At 65.3% G+C, this 17,525-nt stretch carries 21 protein-coding genes and 1 pseudogene; 14 read left to right on the plus strand and 8 right to left on the minus strand.

Features of this window, described 5'->3' with window-relative positions; translation table 11 throughout:
• The 3 genes and pseudogenes from V5B39_RS18370 to V5B39_RS18380 form a co-directional block, all read left to right on the plus strand.
• Positions 1-166: META domain-containing protein (locus tag V5B39_RS18370; RefSeq protein WP_332344335.1), on the plus strand; the 166-nt coding region annotated here is incomplete at its 5' end.
• Positions 167-238: 72 nt separating this feature from the next.
• On the plus strand, positions 239-1,099 hold the full coding sequence (locus V5B39_RS22260; protein ID WP_434735723.1) for a hypothetical protein: 861 nt from the start codon (positions 239-241) through the stop codon (positions 1,097-1,099).
• A gap of 635 nt (positions 1,100-1,734) precedes the next feature.
• Positions 1,735-2,153: pseudogene (locus V5B39_RS18380) on the plus strand (putative toxin-antitoxin system toxin component, PIN family).
• 36 nt (positions 2,154-2,189) lie between these two features.
• On the opposite strand, the gene V5B39_RS18385 reads toward V5B39_RS18380, so the two are convergent.
• From V5B39_RS18385 to V5B39_RS18405, 5 genes are all read right to left on the minus strand, one after another.
• On the minus strand, positions 2,190-3,002 hold the full coding sequence (locus tag V5B39_RS18385) for an SIR2 family NAD-dependent protein deacylase (protein WP_332344319.1): 813 nt from the start codon (positions 3,000-3,002) through the stop codon (positions 2,190-2,192).
• Entirely contained in the window at positions 3,003-3,902 is a 900-nt protein-coding gene (locus V5B39_RS18390; protein ID WP_332344320.1) for a radical SAM protein, read from the minus strand.
• A 181-nt stretch (positions 3,903-4,083) separates the two neighbouring features.
• Positions 4,084-5,928, minus strand: coding sequence for a cation:proton antiporter domain-containing protein (locus V5B39_RS18395; RefSeq protein WP_332344321.1), 1,845 nt, complete (start codon positions 5,926-5,928; stop codon positions 4,084-4,086).
• Positions 5,929-6,088: 160 nt separating this feature from the next.
• Positions 6,089-6,310, minus strand: coding sequence for a HepT-like ribonuclease domain-containing protein (locus tag V5B39_RS18400; RefSeq protein ID WP_332344322.1), 222 nt, complete (start codon positions 6,308-6,310; stop codon positions 6,089-6,091).
• Positions 6,311-6,407: 97 nt separating this feature from the next.
• Positions 6,408-6,569 (minus strand): hypothetical protein, encoded by a 162-nt coding sequence (locus tag V5B39_RS18405; protein ID WP_434735724.1) that lies wholly within the window; start codon positions 6,567-6,569, stop codon positions 6,408-6,410.
• Between the two features lie 126 nt (positions 6,570-6,695).
• Between V5B39_RS18405 and V5B39_RS18410 the strand changes: the two genes are divergently transcribed.
• The 3 genes from V5B39_RS18410 to V5B39_RS18420 all read left to right on the plus strand — a co-directional run bounded on the left by V5B39_RS18410 (position 6,696) and on the right by V5B39_RS18420 (position 9,051).
• A complete protein-coding gene (locus tag V5B39_RS18410; protein WP_332344323.1) occupies positions 6,696-7,646 on the plus strand; it encodes a polymer-forming cytoskeletal protein in 951 nt (316 codons plus the stop codon).
• Positions 7,647-7,669: 23 nt separating this feature from the next.
• On the plus strand, positions 7,670-8,320 hold the full coding sequence (locus V5B39_RS18415; protein WP_332344324.1) for a hypothetical protein: 651 nt from the start codon (positions 7,670-7,672) through the stop codon (positions 8,318-8,320).
• 302 nt (positions 8,321-8,622) lie between these two features.
• Entirely contained in the window at positions 8,623-9,051 is a 429-nt protein-coding gene (locus V5B39_RS18420) for a hypothetical protein (protein WP_332344325.1), read from the plus strand.
• A gap of 11 nt (positions 9,052-9,062) precedes the next feature.
• On the opposite strand, the gene V5B39_RS18425 is transcribed toward V5B39_RS18420, so the two are convergent.
• Positions 9,063-9,557 (minus strand): C40 family peptidase, encoded by a 495-nt coding sequence (locus V5B39_RS18425; protein WP_332344326.1) that lies wholly within the window; start codon positions 9,555-9,557, stop codon positions 9,063-9,065.
• 47 nt (positions 9,558-9,604) lie between these two features.
• On the opposite strand from V5B39_RS18425, the gene V5B39_RS18430 reads away from it, so the two are divergent.
• From V5B39_RS18430 to V5B39_RS18440, 3 genes are all read left to right on the plus strand, one after another.
• The gene (locus V5B39_RS18430) at positions 9,605-11,056 is read left to right on the plus strand and encodes an NAD-dependent succinate-semialdehyde dehydrogenase (RefSeq protein WP_332344327.1); all 1,452 of its coding nucleotides are present in this window, start codon (positions 9,605-9,607) and stop codon (positions 11,054-11,056) included.
• Positions 11,057-11,077: 21 nt separating this feature from the next.
• On the plus strand, positions 11,078-11,731 hold the full coding sequence (locus V5B39_RS18435; protein WP_434735725.1) for a glycine-rich domain-containing protein: 654 nt from the start codon (positions 11,078-11,080) through the stop codon (positions 11,729-11,731).
• Between the two features lie 253 nt (positions 11,732-11,984).
• Positions 11,985-12,998, plus strand: coding sequence for a L,D-transpeptidase (locus tag V5B39_RS18440; protein ID WP_332344328.1), 1,014 nt, complete (start codon positions 11,985-11,987; stop codon positions 12,996-12,998).
• Here V5B39_RS18440 and V5B39_RS18445 read toward each other — a convergent pair.
• Positions 12,985-13,257, minus strand: coding sequence for a Uma2 family endonuclease (locus V5B39_RS18445; protein WP_332344329.1), 273 nt, complete (start codon positions 13,255-13,257; stop codon positions 12,985-12,987). The two genes, V5B39_RS18440 and V5B39_RS18445, sit on opposite strands and share 14 nt — an antisense overlap.
• Before the next feature lie 117 nt (positions 13,258-13,374).
• Between V5B39_RS18445 and V5B39_RS18450 the strand changes: the two genes are divergently transcribed.
• From V5B39_RS18450 to V5B39_RS18470, 5 genes are all read left to right on the plus strand, one after another.
• Positions 13,375-13,959: an isochorismatase family protein gene (locus V5B39_RS18450; RefSeq protein ID WP_332344330.1), complete on the plus strand. Its 585-nt coding sequence runs from the start codon at positions 13,375-13,377 to the stop codon at positions 13,957-13,959.
• Positions 13,952-14,227 (plus strand): DUF1272 domain-containing protein, encoded by a 276-nt coding sequence (locus V5B39_RS18455; protein WP_332344331.1) that lies wholly within the window; start codon positions 13,952-13,954, stop codon positions 14,225-14,227. The genes V5B39_RS18450 and V5B39_RS18455 overlap by 8 nt, the downstream gene beginning before the upstream one ends.
• 4 nt (positions 14,228-14,231) lie before the next feature.
• Positions 14,232-15,122 carry an EamA family transporter gene (locus V5B39_RS18460; RefSeq protein WP_332344332.1) on the plus strand — a complete coding sequence of 297 codons (891 nt, stop codon included), beginning with the start codon at positions 14,232-14,234 and terminating at the stop codon, positions 15,120-15,122.
• A gap of 38 nt (positions 15,123-15,160) precedes the next feature.
• Complete coding sequence (locus tag V5B39_RS18465) at positions 15,161-16,147, plus strand: GlxA family transcriptional regulator (protein ID WP_332344337.1); 987 nt, start codon at positions 15,161-15,163, stop codon at positions 16,145-16,147.
• A gap of 76 nt (positions 16,148-16,223) precedes the next feature.
• Positions 16,224-17,099 (plus strand): DMT family transporter, encoded by an 876-nt coding sequence (locus tag V5B39_RS18470; protein WP_332344333.1) that lies wholly within the window; start codon positions 16,224-16,226, stop codon positions 17,097-17,099.
• A 71-nt stretch (positions 17,100-17,170) separates the two neighbouring features.
• On the opposite strand, the gene V5B39_RS18475 is transcribed toward V5B39_RS18470, so the two are convergent.
• The coding region (locus V5B39_RS18475; protein ID WP_332344334.1) for a dienelactone hydrolase family protein at positions 17,171-17,525 on the minus strand (355 nt) is incomplete at its 5' end.

Here is a 17,525-nt window from a genome sequence, read left to right on the forward strand (position 1 = left end):
CCAGGGCCAGGTTCACGGTAGCAGCGGCTGCAATACCTACCGCGCAGCCTACACCAGCGAGGGAAACCGGCTCGCCATCGGCCCCGTAGTCAGCACGCGCAAGGCCTGCTCTGCTGAAGGCGTGATGGGCAGGTGGTTGAGCAGCATGTTCTCGTTGTCTCCCTGATGTGCTTTGAGCCGCAAGGTGATTCGGGGGGTCGAGCCGCGGACTGGCGATCTCTCGCATCCAAGGGTTCGGATGGCGGAACCCCTCCGTGCATCGATAGCCACGCCGCGAGATCAGCTCGGCGGCCTCCCTCAGTCGTTGCGCGGTGGCACGCAAGCCTGCGCGCTCAAGCGCCGCCGCAAAGTCTTCCGCCGTCGCCTCCGGCTTCTTCCATCGTGCGCGCATGCGCTTAAGGGCAGCCACTGCTACGAGCTGGTCGAGGTCCCACTGCGCGACGATGAACTGGTCGGGGTGGATGATCTCGATGCCCAGCGGCCCGACCACATCGAGTGGGAAGTCCCGGACGTTTGCCGTGACGATGCAGTCGGCATGTCCCGCAAGTGCCGCGGCAAGCACCTGGACGTCATCGGGATCTGGCAGCTTCAGGCCGCCGGCCAGCGACTGCCAGGCCCGTTCCTCGACCTCCCAGTCCGGCACCGCCTCGCGCATCTGATCACGGCGATAAGCGAGCTTGCCCGTCAGATCGGGGCGCCGCTCTCCGATCGACGCGATCCACTCGGACTCGATCGTCCGGGACCACTTGGCCGCATACAGGCCGGCGCTGGCCAAGCGCATCAGGGCATCGGCCATCGCCATCGGATGAAGCGCGCACGCGTCCAGCAAGGCCGTGTAGCGCGCATGACCCGCCATGTCAGCATGTCAGTAGTCCAGCCCCAGCTCGCGGGCGTTCTCGGCCATGCGTTCACAGGAATTCCGGGGACAGTATCTTTAACTCAAGGGCAGGGCGGGTGTCCGCTGCCCACTCGACTGCCGACCCCGGCCGACGAAGCGCCAGTGTCTGTCCTGGGCCGGTTGCCGACAGCCGACCACGAAAGAAGCAGTGACCGCCCATGGCTTGGAGCGGCCAGCCAGACGAGCAGCAGCTCGAACTGAGTGCGAACGGCCGGATCAGATTGACACAGTGGTTCAGATTTGTCTGGCTTCTGGCAGCCATCGGCGCGTTGCGGTCGTTGCACTTCACCAACTTCGGACGGCCGTTGCTGCTCCTGCTGTGGACATTCGCTTTGCACGACGGCGACCCTTGTACCTCTGAGTGAGCCAACATGGCTGCCATGCCTGATGCCCGCGCGTGCGCCGCGGCTCCGGGAGGGCAAGGGCTACTGATCGAGACGGCCGGCGAAGCGCGGCGAGGCGTTGCGCCGTCAGCTCCGACGACTGGTCGAAGGCGTTCTTCGCGTACGGCCAGTTCTGGAACGAGTTCATGTGGCCGCTCGTCCTGGTCTTCGCGCGCCAGAGGATCGGCGTGGCAAGACGGGGACGAATGGCGAAGTCGCCTTCTGCAGCGCACAGGCCGGCACGATGAAGGAAGGCCCTGCCCTGTGGCGAGGGGCGCTGATCCTGATATCCTGCCCGGGCTTCGACGATGATGAGGAACGCCCTTCCTGTCGTCCTGCTCTGGGCCCTGATCGCTTGTGGTTTGGCACCCACGCTGCCTGAGCCGCCGGCAGAATCAGCGAAGGCGGAGAAAGCCCCGCCCGGAGCCGACAACTCGGAATCCCTGCCGGCGTGTGCCCCGAAATACAGGAGTGCTGCTTTCGGGGATTGCTTCCCCGGCAAGTGGGCCGGGCAAGATCGTCGCTGCGTGGCGTCACGGTTCGGTCGACGTATTGCTTTCCTCCGATATCCTCGACGAGTAGCGACGCGTGCTGCCACGCATGGCACACCGCCATGGTTTGGCATCGGTGGAGATCAACGATCTGGTCGATGCGCTTGCCATGCAAGTCGAAGTCATCGAACCGCTGCCAGGTCAGGAGCCTGACTTACGTGACTTCGATGATCGGCCCGTCCTGGGCACTTTGCTTGCCGTACTCAAGATATCGGGCGCCAACCACCTCATTACCTGTGACAAGGACTTGCTGGCGATATGGCTGAACGCTACCCGATCGTCGCTCCGGCGACGTTCTGGGCCACGCATGCGGGACTTTGATTCGTCTGACGTTGCGGTCAACGCGGGGCAGAAATCCTATACCAGGTACGCGTCAATCGCGCGCAGGGCGGCGAGGCCTCCCGCAGCAATCGACACGCCCCTGCCCGGCGGCAGTTCCGGCTCGGTCGGGTTGATGCGGATCAACTGTCCCTGCAGGCGTTCACCCAGCCTGCGTACGGTCGGGATATTGGTGCCGGCACCGACCTCGATGACCAGCAAGTGCCTGACCTGTTGCAGCCAGGCGTGCAGGCGCGCTTCCTGGGTTTCGCTGCGCGCTGCTGTCCAGCCCCAGTCACCGAACATCAGGATGTTTGGCCGGGCAATTCCCCGGCAGCGGGGGCAGAGCGGGAATTCGGAGCGGAGCAGGCACGCCTCCTCGTCAAGCTCGGGCTGGAAGCCATCGGCAGGCCAGATGCCATCATGGCAGCCGTCGAGGCACTGCAGGTGATGGATCGAGCCGTGGCACTCGGCGACGAGCTCGCCGGCGAAACCCGCTTTCTGGAACTGGCCGTCGACGTTGCTGGTGAACACGAATGCACCCTGCGGCAGCTCCTCGCCGATTCGGCGCAGGATGCGAAAGCCGTCGTGCGGGATCGTATGCCGGTAGAGATTGAGCCGATGGCCATAGAAACCCCAGGCCAGGCGGGGATGCCTGGCGAAGGCGGCTGGATTCGCGATCTGCTCGAAGGCGATGCGTGCCCGGCCGAGCGCCGGGTACACGCCCCAGAAGCCCTGCGGTCCGCGGAAGTCAGGCAGGCCGGAATCGACGCCGATGCCGGCGCCGGCGGTGACCAGTAGGCCGTCGGCCCGGCGGATCAGCTCGGCGCAGCGCTGGTAATCGGCAGCCAATTACAGGCCCCGTGCCCAGGCCGGTCGCAGCGGCGTCGCTTCCGGGTGGGCGATTGCCTGTCGCACCTGCAGCAGCAGGCGCTCCTTGTCGGCGCCGAGCGTCCCCTTGAGCACCAGCCAGTTGGACGCATGATCGCTGCGAAAGACCGTTCGTTCGAGCTCGAGGCGTTCGAGAAAGCGCTCCATTTCGATGAACAGCTCGCGCTGGTCGAGCGGTCGCCAGTCCGGAAAGCCGGCGCGGAAACGCTCCTCGCCGAGCGGAAAGCTGACCACCAGCGTCGCCAGATATTCGGGTTGGGTCGCATTCGCCAGCCGCGCCGAGTTCTCGGCGTGGCGCAGGGAAAGCTGCGGGCCACCGAGGCCGTTCAGAATCATCACCGAGCGGGTGATGCCGGCGGCGCCCAGCTTGTCGAGCGCTTCGATGGTCGAGGCGAAGGTTTCGCCCTTGTTGACCCGTTGCAGCACTTCGTCATCGCCCGACTCGGCGCCGACGTAGGCGATCGACAGGCCGGCGGCGGCCAGCTCGCTGAGTTCGTCGACCGATTTCCGGCGCAGGTTGCGTGGCAGGCAGTAGCTCGATACGCGGCGCACCGCGGGCAGGTGGGCGCGAATGCCGTTGAGGATATTGAGCAGGCGACGCGTCGGCAGCACCAAGGCATCGCCGTCGGCCAGGAAGACCCGCCGGATTTCGCTGCCGAAGCGTTTGCCGGTGAGGCGGATGCTTTCCAGGACCTCGGCTTCGTCGCGTGCCCGGAAATGTTTCTGCGGCGCTGTGTACATCTCGCAGAATGTGCAGTGATTCCACGAGCAACCGTCGGTCACCGGCAGGATCAGCGATTGTGCCTCGCTCGGTGGGCGGAAGACGGGTTCGACATAACGGATGGGAATGGCGTGCAGCATGTGACCGGCGGTTCTGGAGGCAGGATGAACGGATCAATATTAGCGCGCTTTTGGCTGCCGTTGCCTGCTTCCCTGCGGTCCAGGCCAGCTGGCTGCTGACAACAACTGCTCGCGCCGGGCAGGTCCAACCCTTCTCGCGTTGCCACCCGCGGTCGATGACCTCGCAAGGTGTCAGCGACGGTCAGTCCTTGGCGGGTGTTCTCCATGCGGGGGCACCCTCCGGTCCGTAGCGTACCAGGGCGTAATCTGCGCGCCGCACGCCGTGCAGCAGCAGGTTGGTTTCGTCGGTGGAGATGCCCAGTGCCTGCAGGGTTTCCGCCGCCAGGCGCAGGCTCGCTTCGAGGGCCTCGGGGAAGGCCGTGTTGACCCCCGCCCGCAGCAGGGCGTCGCAGCTCACCAGGTCGCGCGCGCGGGCGACGATGGTCACCTGCGGCGCGTGCGAGCGGATCATTGCCGCGGCACGAACGGCGACCGCCTGGTCGTCGATCGTCAGCACGACCAGGTCGACCCGTTGCAGCGCTCCGGTGGCGAGCAGTTCCGGGTCACCGATATCACCATAAAACAGGGGGTGACCCTCGCTGCGCCACTTGGCGACCAGTGCGGCATCGGTCTCGAAGGCGATGTAAGGGATGCCGCTGCTGGCCAGGATGGTGCCGACCGTATGGCCGACGCGGCCGTAGCCGCCGATCACCACGCGCGCTGCGGATTCGTCGCCGTTCGCCGAATAGCGAAAGCGTTCGTGAATGACGGGCGCTTCTTCGACCCGTCGCGTTGCCAGCCAGTTGCCGAGCCTGACCAGAACGGGCGTCAGCAGCATGGTCAGCGAGATGACCGCGACGGCCATGACGAAGATCAGGTCATCGATCACGCCGAGCGCCTTGGCGGCTCCGAAGACGACGAAAGCGAACTCGCCACCCTGGGAAAGCATGAACGCCACGCGCCAAGCCGTACTGCGGCCAGTGCCGAAGATGATGCAGAGGACATAGAGGATCGCCACCTTGATGCTGATGATCGCCAGGACATGCAGGGCGAACTGCAACGGGCGCTGCGCCAGCGCGGCGACGTCCACCGACATGCCGACGGCGACGAAGAAGAGACTCATCAGCAAGCCCTTGTGCGGCTCCAGCGTGGCCTCGATCTGCAGGCTATAGCGCGAGGTCGAGAGCATCATGCCCATCAGGAAGGCGCCCAGTGCCATCGACATGCCGGCAAGGTCCATCGCCCAGGCGGCAGCGAAGACGGCGGCCATGGCGGCGAGGAAGAACGCCTCGCGGTTGTTCCTTCTGGCCAGGTAATCGAGCAGCCGTGGTACCAGGTAGCGGCCGGTGACGATCACCAGGGCGACCATCGCGATCGCTCCCGCGACCTGCTTCACCAGCGGCATCTCCCTGGGCAGCGGTCCGCTATCGGCTAGGATCGGCACCAGGGCGAGCAGCGGCACGACCGCGAGGTCCTGCATCAACAGGATGGCGAAGGCCGTCTGGCCATGGCGGCTGGCAATCTCGCCCTGATCCCTGAGCATCTGGATGACGAAGGCGGTGGACGACAGCGCGAAGCTGGCGCCGACGAGCAGAGCGGCCGACCAGTTTGGCAGGAACAGCTTGAGATACAGGGCAATGACCAGGGTCGAAACGACGATCTGCAGCGACCCGAGTCCGAACAGCGTTCGCCGTAGCTCCCACAGGCGGCGCGGCTTCATCTCCAGGCCGATCAGGAACAGCAGCAGCACGACGCCGAGTTCGGTGAAATGGCGTACGTCGTCCACCTGGGTGGTGACGAAGGGCCCCGGTGTATGCGGCCCGACGATGATGCCGGTGACCAGCAGGCCGAGAATCGAACCCAGACCGAAGTGGCGGAAGACGGCGACGGCGATCGAGGCGACGATGAGCAGCAGTACCGCGGAATAAACGAAGGATTTGGGGTCCATGATCACCTTGTCGACCGGTCGGAGGAAAGCGTGGTTCCTGATGGTCAGGGGAGGCTTTCCGGAGGATCGCTCGCCGCCGACCTTGAGCAGACTGTCCATGCAGCGGCTTTGCCGATTGAAGGCCGAAGACCAGAAGCAGAGTGCTGCCCTTATCGTATCCTGATTCGGCACCTGTTCACTCTGCGGCCGACGAAAATGCAGTGCCTTGAGCCCCGCAATGCCGCCCGCCAGGTCTCTGCCAGTGCCCGCAGCTGTGCTGTTATAGCCTGGGAAGGTCCCTGTGGATCGTCCTCCGGACGATTTCCAGATCGGCTTTGAAGTAGCCGTGCCCCACGGTGTTTCGCATCTGGTAGGCGAAGGTCAGCGGCAATTTGGGGTGATCTGCCGGGAAGCCGCGATAGTGCGTCTCGATTTTGTGGCTGGCCTCGCCGATGACCGCGAAGTTGCGGAGTAAAGCGTCCTGCGCCATCTGGTTCACCATGAACGACGCTCCACCCATGTCCTCGGTATAGCTGTCGATACGCCGCTGGCTTCCAGGATGTGCCTCACATAGTCCGCCAGCCGTTGTTGGTTACCGTTCATGCGGGCAACGCCTCAGCAAGAACGGTGGCTCTGAGCTTCCTGGGCAACGCTCCACGCGTCAGCACATTGACCGGAACGCCGAACAGTTGCAGCAGTTCCTGGCCGATGGCACTGGGCGAGGCGGGATTCGGATGGCTTTTTGCCCTTTCGAAGCTCATGGAATAAGATTTGGAACTGACGCCGCTTGGTGGGGGCTCATATGCTCTCAAGGGTGCCGTTGGATTTCCCATACTTCGGAGGAACATCGAATGGTCGACAGGCTTGCTTGCCAGGATCGCTAAGGGATGAGCCCGGAATCCCTGCAAAAGGCGAGCCGCCGCCTGGTTGCAACGGGCACGGCGCTTGCCCTTACTGCCGTTGCCTCGGTCGCGCTGCTGGCGACCGGGCCGCTCCGTGCCCAGGGCGCGGCGGAGGCGCTGTTCATCGACCAGGCCGGACGGGTCGGCATCGGAACGAGCAAGCCGGAGACGAGGCTCGATGTGGACGGGAACGCCCGCATCAAGGGCACGCTTGGGGTCGAGGGGGACGCTCCAGTCACGGGTGCGCTCGACATCGGCGGAGACGGCAGAATCGGAAAAACCCTCGACGTCGGCGGTAACGCCAGGATCAACGGTACGCTCGACGTCGCCGGGGACGTCCACACCAAGGGCTCGCTCATTGTCGGCGGCGAGACCCCGATTTCGAGCCAATTCGATGCTCGCGGCAACGGCCACCTGGGGGGCAACCTCCACGTCGCGGGGGATGCCCGGGTCGATGGCATGCTGAACTCCCGCGCGCGCTACCAGAGGGACGACGAGCCGGAAGCGTCCTACGAGATCTCACCCCGCTATCATCTGTCGTTGACCGCGCGGAAGTACGCCGGCAGAACCAGGACCATCCCGATGGATACCTTGCTCGCCCTGTGCGCCGATGCGGACGGCTGCCAGATCCGGCTGGCCGCCACGCACTGGGCTGGCGACGGTCAGACGGCAGGTGGGTCCGTCTTCTTCACGTTTTATTACTCTGCCACTGACGGCCAGTGGCGGGCGAGCGAAACGGCTGCGGCTGGTGCAACGGGCGTCGATGGCAATGGGGCGACCGAGCATGCCTTCAACCTCTGGAATACTTGCTTTCTTACGGACGGAAAATATGACCGGTTTGTGGACCAGGGCGACAAAGAAAAAGGCATGCAATTGCTGGTTTGGAACGGACAGGTGAATGCAAACCGGACTTGCGAGCTTACCATCATCGACTGAAGGCAACGAAAAGGAGGAGACTCTTGAGCATCCCTTCACCAGCCACCTTGCCGCTTGGCGCGCTGAGGCGTGCTGTCCCGCTGCTCGTGGCCATCATTGCCTGCTTCTCCCAGGCCGCCTTGGCCGAGGGCGGCGAGGCGCTCTATATCGACCAGAACGGCCGGGTCGGCATCGGCACTACCGCACCCGCTGCGGCCCTGGATGTTGCCGGGACCGCCCGGGCACAGCGGTTCATCGGCGACGGCTCTGCCCTGACAATGTCGGGCACCGCTCTGGACGCGGTCATCGCCGAGTTGCGCGAGGCGATCAAGGCATCGATTCCGACTGGAGCGGTGATGGCCTGGCACCCGACGCCGTACCGCGTCAAGGAAGGCAAGATTATCCCACCGTCCGGATGGGCGATCTGTGACGGCACCAACGGGACACCCGATCTGCGTGGCCGTTTCATTCGTGGCACCAGCGAATGGAGACAGGCGGTCGTGACCGGCGGCGCGGAGACTCATAACCACAAGGGAGCAACCGATCAGAACGGCACTTATTGGCAAGCGCACGGAGGAGGAGGGGGCGCATACAACCAGGTGCATCCGAATCACGCGCATGGTATTCAGGCGGATTCGTCTCTTCCCCCCTATGCCCAGTTGATCTACATCATGAAGATCTCTGATGCGCCATAATGGCACTGTACTTTGGCAGTGTTCGGGCCGGCAAGCAGTGCTTCCTGAGTTGGCGCAGAGCGATTACGAAAGTACTCCCGCAGACTGAAGAATGGCTGCCGGACTACTTTCTGGGCGCCGTTGCTCGACCAGGAACTGGCTGTGCTACGGCAACGAAAGCCGCTGGAATTACCGGCCGTACCAGTCCTCCTGCCGACTCCCCTTGTTCTCCGCGACCCTTGAGCAATGCTAACATCACGCATCGGCTCAGCCTGGCTGGCCACCTCGCGGATACCGTCAAAGGCCCTTCAAGGAGTTCCATCATGCAGCGCGCAAGAATACTGGTAGCCATCGGGCTCGCGGTCGCCCTGACCCCTCTGTCTCTGGCGCAGAGCCACCTGAAGCTGCCGAGCAGCCAGGATGACTATCGCGAGTTGATCGAGGAGGAGCGCAGCGGACCCTGCGAGCACTGCGGCGTGGTGACGGCGATTCGCAGCCAGACGCATGAGGGACCGCGGCCGCGGAGTCCGGCGCCGGCGATCGCGCCCAGCCTCGTGACGGCGCCGATCATCGGGACTGGCAGCGCCGTCGAGGATGCGCGCCACGCCAACGCGCCGGTGACTACGTACGTCGTCACCGTGCGTTACGAGGATGGCACCTACGCCTTCATTGAGCAGTACGACGAGCCAGTGGTGAGCAAGGGCGACCGGGTACGGGTTTTCGAGGGGCGCGTCGAACTGCGCCAGGACTGACTGGCCCGGACCTAGTCGAAGAGGGTCCGGGCGGTCTCGAAACGTTGCGCGTAGTAGCGGGCATCGAGATCGTCGATGCGTATCCGGCCGCTGCCCGACGGCGCGTGCACGAAACGCTTGTCGCCGATGTAGATGCCGACGTGCGAGAAAGGGGCGTTGCGGGTGTTGAAGAAGACGAGGTCGCCCGGACGCAGGCCGCCGCGCTCGATCGGGCGCCCGCGGCGGGCGATGTCTGCGGCGCTGCCACTGACCTTGATGCCAGCCGCGCGGCCGTAGATGTACGACACCATGCCGCTGCAGTCGAGGCCGGCTTCGGGGTTCTTGCCGCCGAAGCGGTAACCGGTGTCGATCAGGCCGAGCGCAAAGATCACCACGTCGTGGGCTTTCTCGCTGCCGGCCGGGCGATCGGAATGCTCCTGTGTCGGGCGCGCGGGTACCGGCGGCTGGCTGGCGCAGGCGGCCAGCAGCAGCGAGACGGTGCAGGCGATCAACAGGTGGACACGCATGGTACACAGTATAAACTGCCGCTTTGGAGATTTTCGGGGGAAACGTCATGCGTCTTGCCGATCCGCGCCTGCTGCGCACACTGTGTTACCTGGATGGTCGCTGGCTGGCCGCCGACGATGGGCGCAGCTTTGCCGTGAGCGACCCGGCGAGCGGCGGGAAGCTGGCCGAGGTGCCACTGATGACGGCGGCCGAGACGGCACGGGCGATCGCTGGCGCGGCAGCAGCCTTGCCGGCGTGGCAGGCGAAGACGGCCAAGGAGCGGGCGGCCGGGCTGCGCCGCTGGTACGAACTGATCGTCGCCAGCACCGAGGATCTGGCGCAACTGATTACCGCCGAATGCGGCAAGCCGATCGCCGAAGCGCGTGGTGAGGTCGCTTATGGCGCTTCCTTTGTCGAGTGGTTCGCCGAGGAGGGCAAACGGGTCTACGGCGAGTCGATCCCCAGCCCTGCGAGCGATCGGCGCTTGCTGACCATCCGGCAGCCGGTCGGCGTCTGTGCCGCGATTACCCCGTGGAACTTCCCGCTGGCGATGATCACGCGCAAGGTCGCGCCGGCGCTGGCAGCCGGTTGCACGGTGGTGGTCAAGCCGGCCGAGCAGACGCCGCTGACGGCGCTGGCGCTGGCGCTGCTGGCCGAGGATGCCGGTCTGCCGGCCGGCGTCTTCAACGTGCTGACCGGCGATCCGCTGGCAATCGGTGGCGCATTGACCGCCAGCCCGGTGGTGCGCAAGCTCTCGTTCACCGGTTCGACCGAAGTCGGCCGGCTGCTGATGGCGCAGTGCGCGCCGACGATCAAGAAACTCTCGCTCGAACTCGGCGGCAACGCACCGTTCATCGTTTTTGACGACGCGGATGTCGCGGCGGCGGTCGAGGGGGCGATCATTGCCAAGTATCGCAACACCGGCCAGACCTGTGTCTGTGCCAACCGGCTGCTGGTCCAGGACGGCGTTTACGACCACTTCGTCGAGCAACTGGCCAGGCGCGTGCAGTCGCTCAAGGTCGGGCCAGGCAGCGAGGAGGGCGTCGCACAGGGGCCACTGATCGACGCGGCGGCGCTGGCGAAGGTCGAGGCGCACATTGCTGACGCCGTGGGCAAGGGCGCGCGCGTACTCACTGGCGGCCGCCGCCACGTGCACGGCGGCACCTTCTTCGAGCCGACGGTGCTCGCCGACGTGACGCCGGCAATGCGGGTGGCGCGCGAGGAGACGTTCGGGCCGGTGGCGCCGGTGTTCCGCTTCGCGGAGGAGGCTGAGGCGGTCGCCATGGCCAACGACACCGAGTTCGGCCTTGCGGCCTATTTCTATGCGCGCGATATCGCGCGCTGCCTGCGCGTCGGCGAGGCGCTGGAATACGGCATGGTCGGCATCAATACCGGCCTGATCTCCAACGAGGTCGCGCCCTTTGGTGGCGTCAAGCAGTCCGGCATCGGCCGCGAAGGCTCCCGGCACGGCATCGATGAGTATCTCGAGATCAAGTACCTGTGCTTCAGCACGGTTTGAAGCCGTGAGCGGAGAGCGGAATTGATCAAGCTGGTGATCTTGCTGATGTTGATCGGGCTGATTGCCGCGGCAATCGTCTGGTGGCGTGCGCTGATCAGGAAGCGCGAAGGCTTCATCGATCGCTACCCTTACGCGAAGTTTCTTGACCGGCGTCTGGCCGCGCGTCGGCCTGAGCTGAGCGAGGCGCAGCGGGAGCTGGTATTCGATGGCTTGCGCGAGTATTTCCAGCTCTGCCGCGAATCCAGGAAGCGCCTGGTGGCGATGCCTTCGCAGGTGGTCGATGATGCCTGGCACGAGTTCATCCTGTTCACCCGCCAGTATCAGCAGTTCTGCGAACGAGGACTCGGTCGCTTCCTGCACCACACGCCTGCCGCAGCGATGCGCTCACCAACCGACGCTCAGGATGGCATCAAGCGCGCCTGGCGGCTGGCCTGCCAACGCGACGGGATCGATCCGAAAGCGCCGCAGTCGCTGCCGCTGCTTTTCGCGCTCGACGCCATGCTCGGCATTGCCGGTGGCTTCGTCTATCAGCTCGACTGCCTCGCGGCGGCGCAGGCCGGTGCCGGGACCGGCTTCTGCGCCGGCCATATCGGCTGCGGCGGCGGTTGTAGCGGCGGCGATGGCGACGGTTCGGCAGGTGACGGTTGCAGTGGCGGTGGTTGCGGCGGCGACTGACGTCGCCGCCGGCAGCGCGCCAGCAGGCTGGCCCATTGCGCCTGCTACATCGAGGACAAAGTGATCAGGGCCTCCCGAGCAGGGTCCGGCTCACGCCGTGCTGGTGCCGACGAGGGGTATCCAGTACTCCCGCGCGTGACGATGCCTTGACCCTGGCCACTGACCTCGTATAAATTCCGCGCGGCGAACCGCAGGGGAAGCTTTCGGGCATCAACCCGAGTTGCAGGCGGTGCGCACTTTTCGAGGACGACAGATGAAACCAGCCAACGACCGCCGAACCGCCATCCTGAAACTCGCCGCGCTTGCCTCGTCGCCACTTTTTGCCGTGTCCGCTTCCTGGGCGACAGAAGTGGTCAAGGAGATTGCTGCGCTTAAGCCCGGCGAGTTTACCTGGCATCCGGAACGTTCGCCGAAGGGAGCGGTGGCGGTGGTCGTCTCGATTCCGCAACAGCGGGTGCACGTTTACCGCAACGGCATCCGGATTGCCGTTGCCACCTGTTCGACCGGCAAGCCGGGCCACGAGACGCCGACCGGCGTGTTCACCGTGCTCCAGAAGGACAAGGACCATCACTCGAAAACCTACAACAACGCCCCGATGCCCAACATGAATCGTCTGACCTGGGACGGGGTCGCGCTGCATGCCGGCAACCTTCCCGGCTATCCGGCCTCGCATGGCTGCGTCCGCCTGCCGATGGACTTCTCGGAAAAGCTCTGGGCAGTGACGCACATCGGCACGCCGGTGATCATCGCCGGTTCGCACAGCGATCCCTGGGAGTTGACGCATCCTGGCCTGGTGCTGGGCGCCGACGCCGGGGACGAGCTCGAGTTCGCCGTCAATAGCCTGACGGAGAAGCGTCATCCCGCCGACTGGGACGAGACCGCCGAGTATCCCGTGACGACGGTCATCGCCTCGACGGCCGATCGCAAGATCGAGCTGATCGAGAACAGCAAACTGATCGCCCAGGGATCCGTGACCATCAAGGGTGACGCCAAGGAAATCGGTTCGCATGTCTTCATCCTGCGGGGCACGGATGAAGTGGGCAAGGGGCTATCCTGGCACGCCATCAGCCATCACGAAAAACCGGGCCTCAGCTATGTCGGCGGCAATCCGTCGGATGAGGTCGTGCCTGCCCGGCTGCAGGCCAGCGAAGCCTTCCGGGCGGCGATGAAGAAGAGCATGCATCCCGGTATGGTGCTGATCGTGACCGACAACCCCTTGCACCCCGATCGGCGGTCGGGCGAGGATTTCGTCATCATGTCGAGCTAACACTGTTCCTGAACATCATCCTCCCAACATCCGACGAGTTCGCCGCCGCCGGTTTCGCCAGGCTGGTCATTGCTTTCGGTGCCTCGACCACCTGGTCGTCGTCGCCAATGGTGAGATGGCGAGGGTTGCAGGTCACCATCACATCGGGGTAGCAAAAGGCGCCAGACCGGGCAATGCGCAGCTTGGCGTCGGCGACGAAGGCCCGACACGAGGTGCCGCGCAGGCAGGATCGCAGGAGCGCTGCGCACCGTAGTGGCACCGGTGAAGCACGAGAATGTCACGGCGGATTTTGTCCCTTTCTTGTCCACTTGAGGTATGGCTTCTCTTGTTTAAGGCGTCTATCATCCGGTCATGACAAAACCAGTGAGGTCCCGAAATGTCCGTAAATGACAACGCCAGCGTTCGGCGCTCGGCTCTGATCGTGATTGACGTTCAGGAATCGTTCCGCCACATGCCTTTCTGGTCGGAGAGCGACCTGCCTGACTTCAGGGCCGCCTTGCTCCGGCTTGACGCGGGCTGTCGCCAGCGCGGCGTGCCGGTGGTGCACATTTTCCACGTCGGTCAGGCGGGGCCGTTTACCGAGGCATCAGGATACGTGCGGGCGCTCGAGTGGCTGCCGGGTTCGCCTGCGGCATGCTTCTTCAAGCACGCGCACAACGCCTTCTCCGACACCGGTCTCGATCTGTGGCTGCGCCGCCGCGGTATCGATCACCTGATCGTCGCCGGCATCCGCACCGAACAGTGCTGCGAGACGACGACGCGGGTCGGCTGCGACATTGGTTACGCGATCGATTTCGTCAGCGAAGCAACGCTGACCTTCCCGATGACGCATCCGGCGACGGGTCGCATCTACTCAACAGAGGAGATCAAGGCGCATAGCGAACTTGTGCTGGCCGGGCGCTTCGCGCGCATCGTCAGTGTCGACGGCTGCCTGGCCGGCCTGGGAGACGAGAATGCTTGAACTGCGCCCGAACTGCGAATGCTGCGATCGCGATCTGCCGCCCGGCTCGCCACAAGCGATGATCTGCTCGTTCGAATGCACCTTCTGCGCCGACTGCGCGACTACGATACTCGCCTGCCGTTGCCCGAACTGCGGCGGTGAACTGCTGTGGCGACCGATTCGCCCGGTGGACAAGCTGGCCACGTCGCCGGCTTCGACGCGGCGCGTTTTCCGGCCCTGCACCAGCGATAGCCGGCTCGCCGGGCTGGTTGCGACCGTACCGGTCTGAGCGCATGCGGCCAGTCGACCTGGCTCTGGCGCTGCTGGTGGTCGTCGTCTGGGGCCTCAACTTCGCGGTGATCAAGACCGGTGTCGCCGAGGTGCCTCCGCTCTTGCTTGGCGCCTTGCGCTTCCTGCTGGCGGCCTTTCCGGCGGTGTTCCTGCTGCGACCGCCGAAAGTGCCCTGGCGCCTTTACCTGGCGTACGGGATGACCATTTCGGTCGGTCAGTTTGCCTTCCTGTTTTCAGCCATTCACCTCGGCATGCCCTCGGGGCTGGCGTCGCTGGTGCTGCAATCGCAGGCTTTCTTCACCATGCTCTTCGCCGCGCTTTGGCTGCGCGAAGGCTGGCGCCGCAGCCAGCTCGCGGGGCTTGTGCTGGCGGCCTGCGGTCTGGGGTTGATCGGTTCGGCGCACGGTCTGTCGATGCCGCTGACGGGATTTCTGCTGACCATCGCTGCCGCTTCGATGTGGGCCGCTGGCAATATCGTGACCCGTGCCGTTGCGCGCTGCGGTCCGATCAACCAGCTCGCCTTTGTCGTCTGGGCGAGTCTGGTGCCGCCGCTGCCGTTTCTCGCGTTGTCCTTGCTGATCGAGGGGCGGCCGGCGATGGCCGAGGCGCTGACCGGTTTCAATTGGCGTTCGTTTGCCGCGGTAGCCTATCTCGCCTGGGCAGCGACGCTACTCGGCTATGGCTTGTGGACGCGTCTGCTGTCGCGTTATCCGGCCAACCAGGTGGCGCCGTTCAGCCTCCTGGTGCCGGTGGTCGGGCTGACGACCGGCTGGCTGGTGTTTGACGAGGCACTGCGGCCGGTGCATCTCGTCGGCGGTGCGCTGCTGATGCTCGGTCTGGCGGTGAATCTGTTCGCTACTCGGCTGCTGGCCTGGGCGAGAGCACGACCGTGACGCTCTCGGTGTGGTTCGTGCTGACCCCCAACGTGTTGATGCTCGACTATGCCGGGCCGGCTGAGGCCATGCGCATGGCCGCCGAGATGGGTGGCGACCTGGCGGTCCACTCCTGTGGGCCGGTGCCGCGCCTGCGGACTTCACTGGGAGTGGAACTTCTCGGACTGGCAGGCCTGCCGATGCAACTGCCGCGCAACAGCCTGGTGATCGTGACCGGCAATGCCTGCGAGGCGGAGGACTACGCGCGGCCCGAGGCGCAGGCCGTGGTGGCCTGGCTGCGCGGCGCGCTGCAGCCGGATACGCAGGTGGCGAGCATCTGTTCCGGTGCGCTGCTCCTGGCCGCGGCGGGTCTGCTCGACGGCCGGCGGTGCACCACACACCACAGTCTGATCGAAGCCCTGCGGGTCGCGGCACCGGCGGCGAAGGTCGAGGAGAACCGGATTTTTGTCGAAGACGGGCGGGTACTCACCAGCGCGGGTATCACGACCGGCATTGATCTCGCGCTGTATCTGATCGAGCGGCACGCCGGGGTCGCGATCGCTGCCCGCGTCGCGCGACGGCAGGTCGTCTATCAACGCCGTGGTGGGCACGAGCCGCAGCTTTCCCCGTGGCTCGCTCACCGCAACCATCTCCACCCGGCGGTCCATCGCGCACAGGACGCCATAGCGGTGGATCCCGCTCGTTCCTGGTCGCTCGAGGAACTGGCGGGGCAGGCGCACGTCAGCGCCCGCCATCTGGCGCGGCTCTTTGCCGAGCATGCCGGCATCAGCGTCGTTGGCTATCAGCAGCGGCTGCGGGTGGCGCGGGCGCGCGAACTGCTCGCCGACCGTCAACTGTCGATCGGGCGCGTCGCCGAGCTCGCGGGTTTTGCCTCGGCGCGCGATTTTCGGCGCGTCTGGCAGCGCCACGAAGGCGGCGCACCCAGTGCGCAGCGGGCCACGGCGGGCCGCAAGGGCATGCCGGCCGCAGGCGGCGAGCGGCACGAGCAACAACAGCAGGAGCGATTCACGCTTGCGCAGGCGTGATGCCGGGTAATATGCTCCGGATCCTTTTCACCCTGCGGCGGGGAACTCGCCGGGCCAGGCCAGGAAGTGCTACCCGATGAGACTACGCGATCTGAGTGACCTGATTCTGCTGGCCGCGCTGTGGGGTGGCTCCTTCCTGTTCATGCGCTATGCCGCGCCGGCGTTTGGTCCGCTGCCGCTGATCTGGCTGCGCGTCGCGATCGCCGCGGGGTGTCTGGCGCCCTTGCTGATCCTGCGCCGGCAAGGCAGGGCGCTACGCGAGCACGCCTTCGGTATCGCGCTGATGGGCGTTTTCGGATCGGCGCTGCCTTTCGTGCTGATTGCCTGGGCGATGTTGTCGATCACGGCGGGTCTGGCGTCGATACTCAATGCCACGGTACCGATCTTTACTGCGATGATCGGCGCGCTCTGGCTAGGCGAACGCCTCGGCATTTCTCGCGCTGCCGGTCTGGTCGTCGGTTTCGCCGGCGTGCTCTTGCTCGCCGCTGACCAGGCCGATTTCAAGCCCGGCGGCAGCGGCTGGGCGATCGTCGCCATGCTGCTGGCGACGTTGTCCTACGGCTTTGCCGCCAACCTGACCCGGCGTCTCCTGGGCGGCGTGCCGGCGCTGGTCAGCGCCGCCGGTTCGCAGATTGTTGCCGCCGTGCTCCTGCTGCCCTTCGCCGTCTGGTTCTGGCCGACCGTGCAGCCCGGCTTGATGGCCTGGTCGGCGGCCATCGTTCTCGGCGTCGGCTGCACCGCGCTCGCCTTTCTGCTTTTCTTCCGCCTGATTGCCAACGTCGGCGCTTCGCGCGCGGTGACGGTGACCTTCCTTATCCCGCTCTTCGGCGTCCTCTGGGGCAGCCTGTTCCTCGGCGAAAGGCTTGCTGCCGGCATGCTCGTCGGCGGCGTCATCGTCGTTCTGGGAACCGCGCTGGCGACCGGCGTGCTGCGTTGGCCGGCTCGCGCCTGAGCGAGAGGTATGGCGTCTGATCGTGGTTTCGCCGATGATCGACCTGGGGGCGAGAAAGGTCGCCGAGCACATCAGACGCCGTGCTGCCGGAACCACGCCTGCAGGCGGCGCCAGCCATCCTCAGCCTCGTCCTTGCGGTAGCTCGGTCGATAGTCCGCATGAAAGGCATGCGGCGCCTGGTCATAAACATGGATTGTCGATGCCTTGCTGGCCGGATTGGCGGCGCTGGCGAGCGCCTCGCTCATCTGGTCGACGGTTTCGATCGGGATGCCCTGATCGATTCCTCCATAAAGCCCGACCACTGGCGCGTTCAGCTTGCCGGCGACGTCGATCGGCTGCTTCGGGGTCAGTTCGCTGGCCTGGCCGACGAGTCGTCCATACCAGGCGACGCCGGCTTTGAGCTGTGGATTGTGCGCCGCGTACAAC

Source organism: Accumulibacter sp. (assembly GCF_036625275.1).
In the GTDB taxonomy this organism is placed as follows: domain Bacteria; phylum Pseudomonadota; class Gammaproteobacteria; order Burkholderiales; family Rhodocyclaceae; genus Accumulibacter.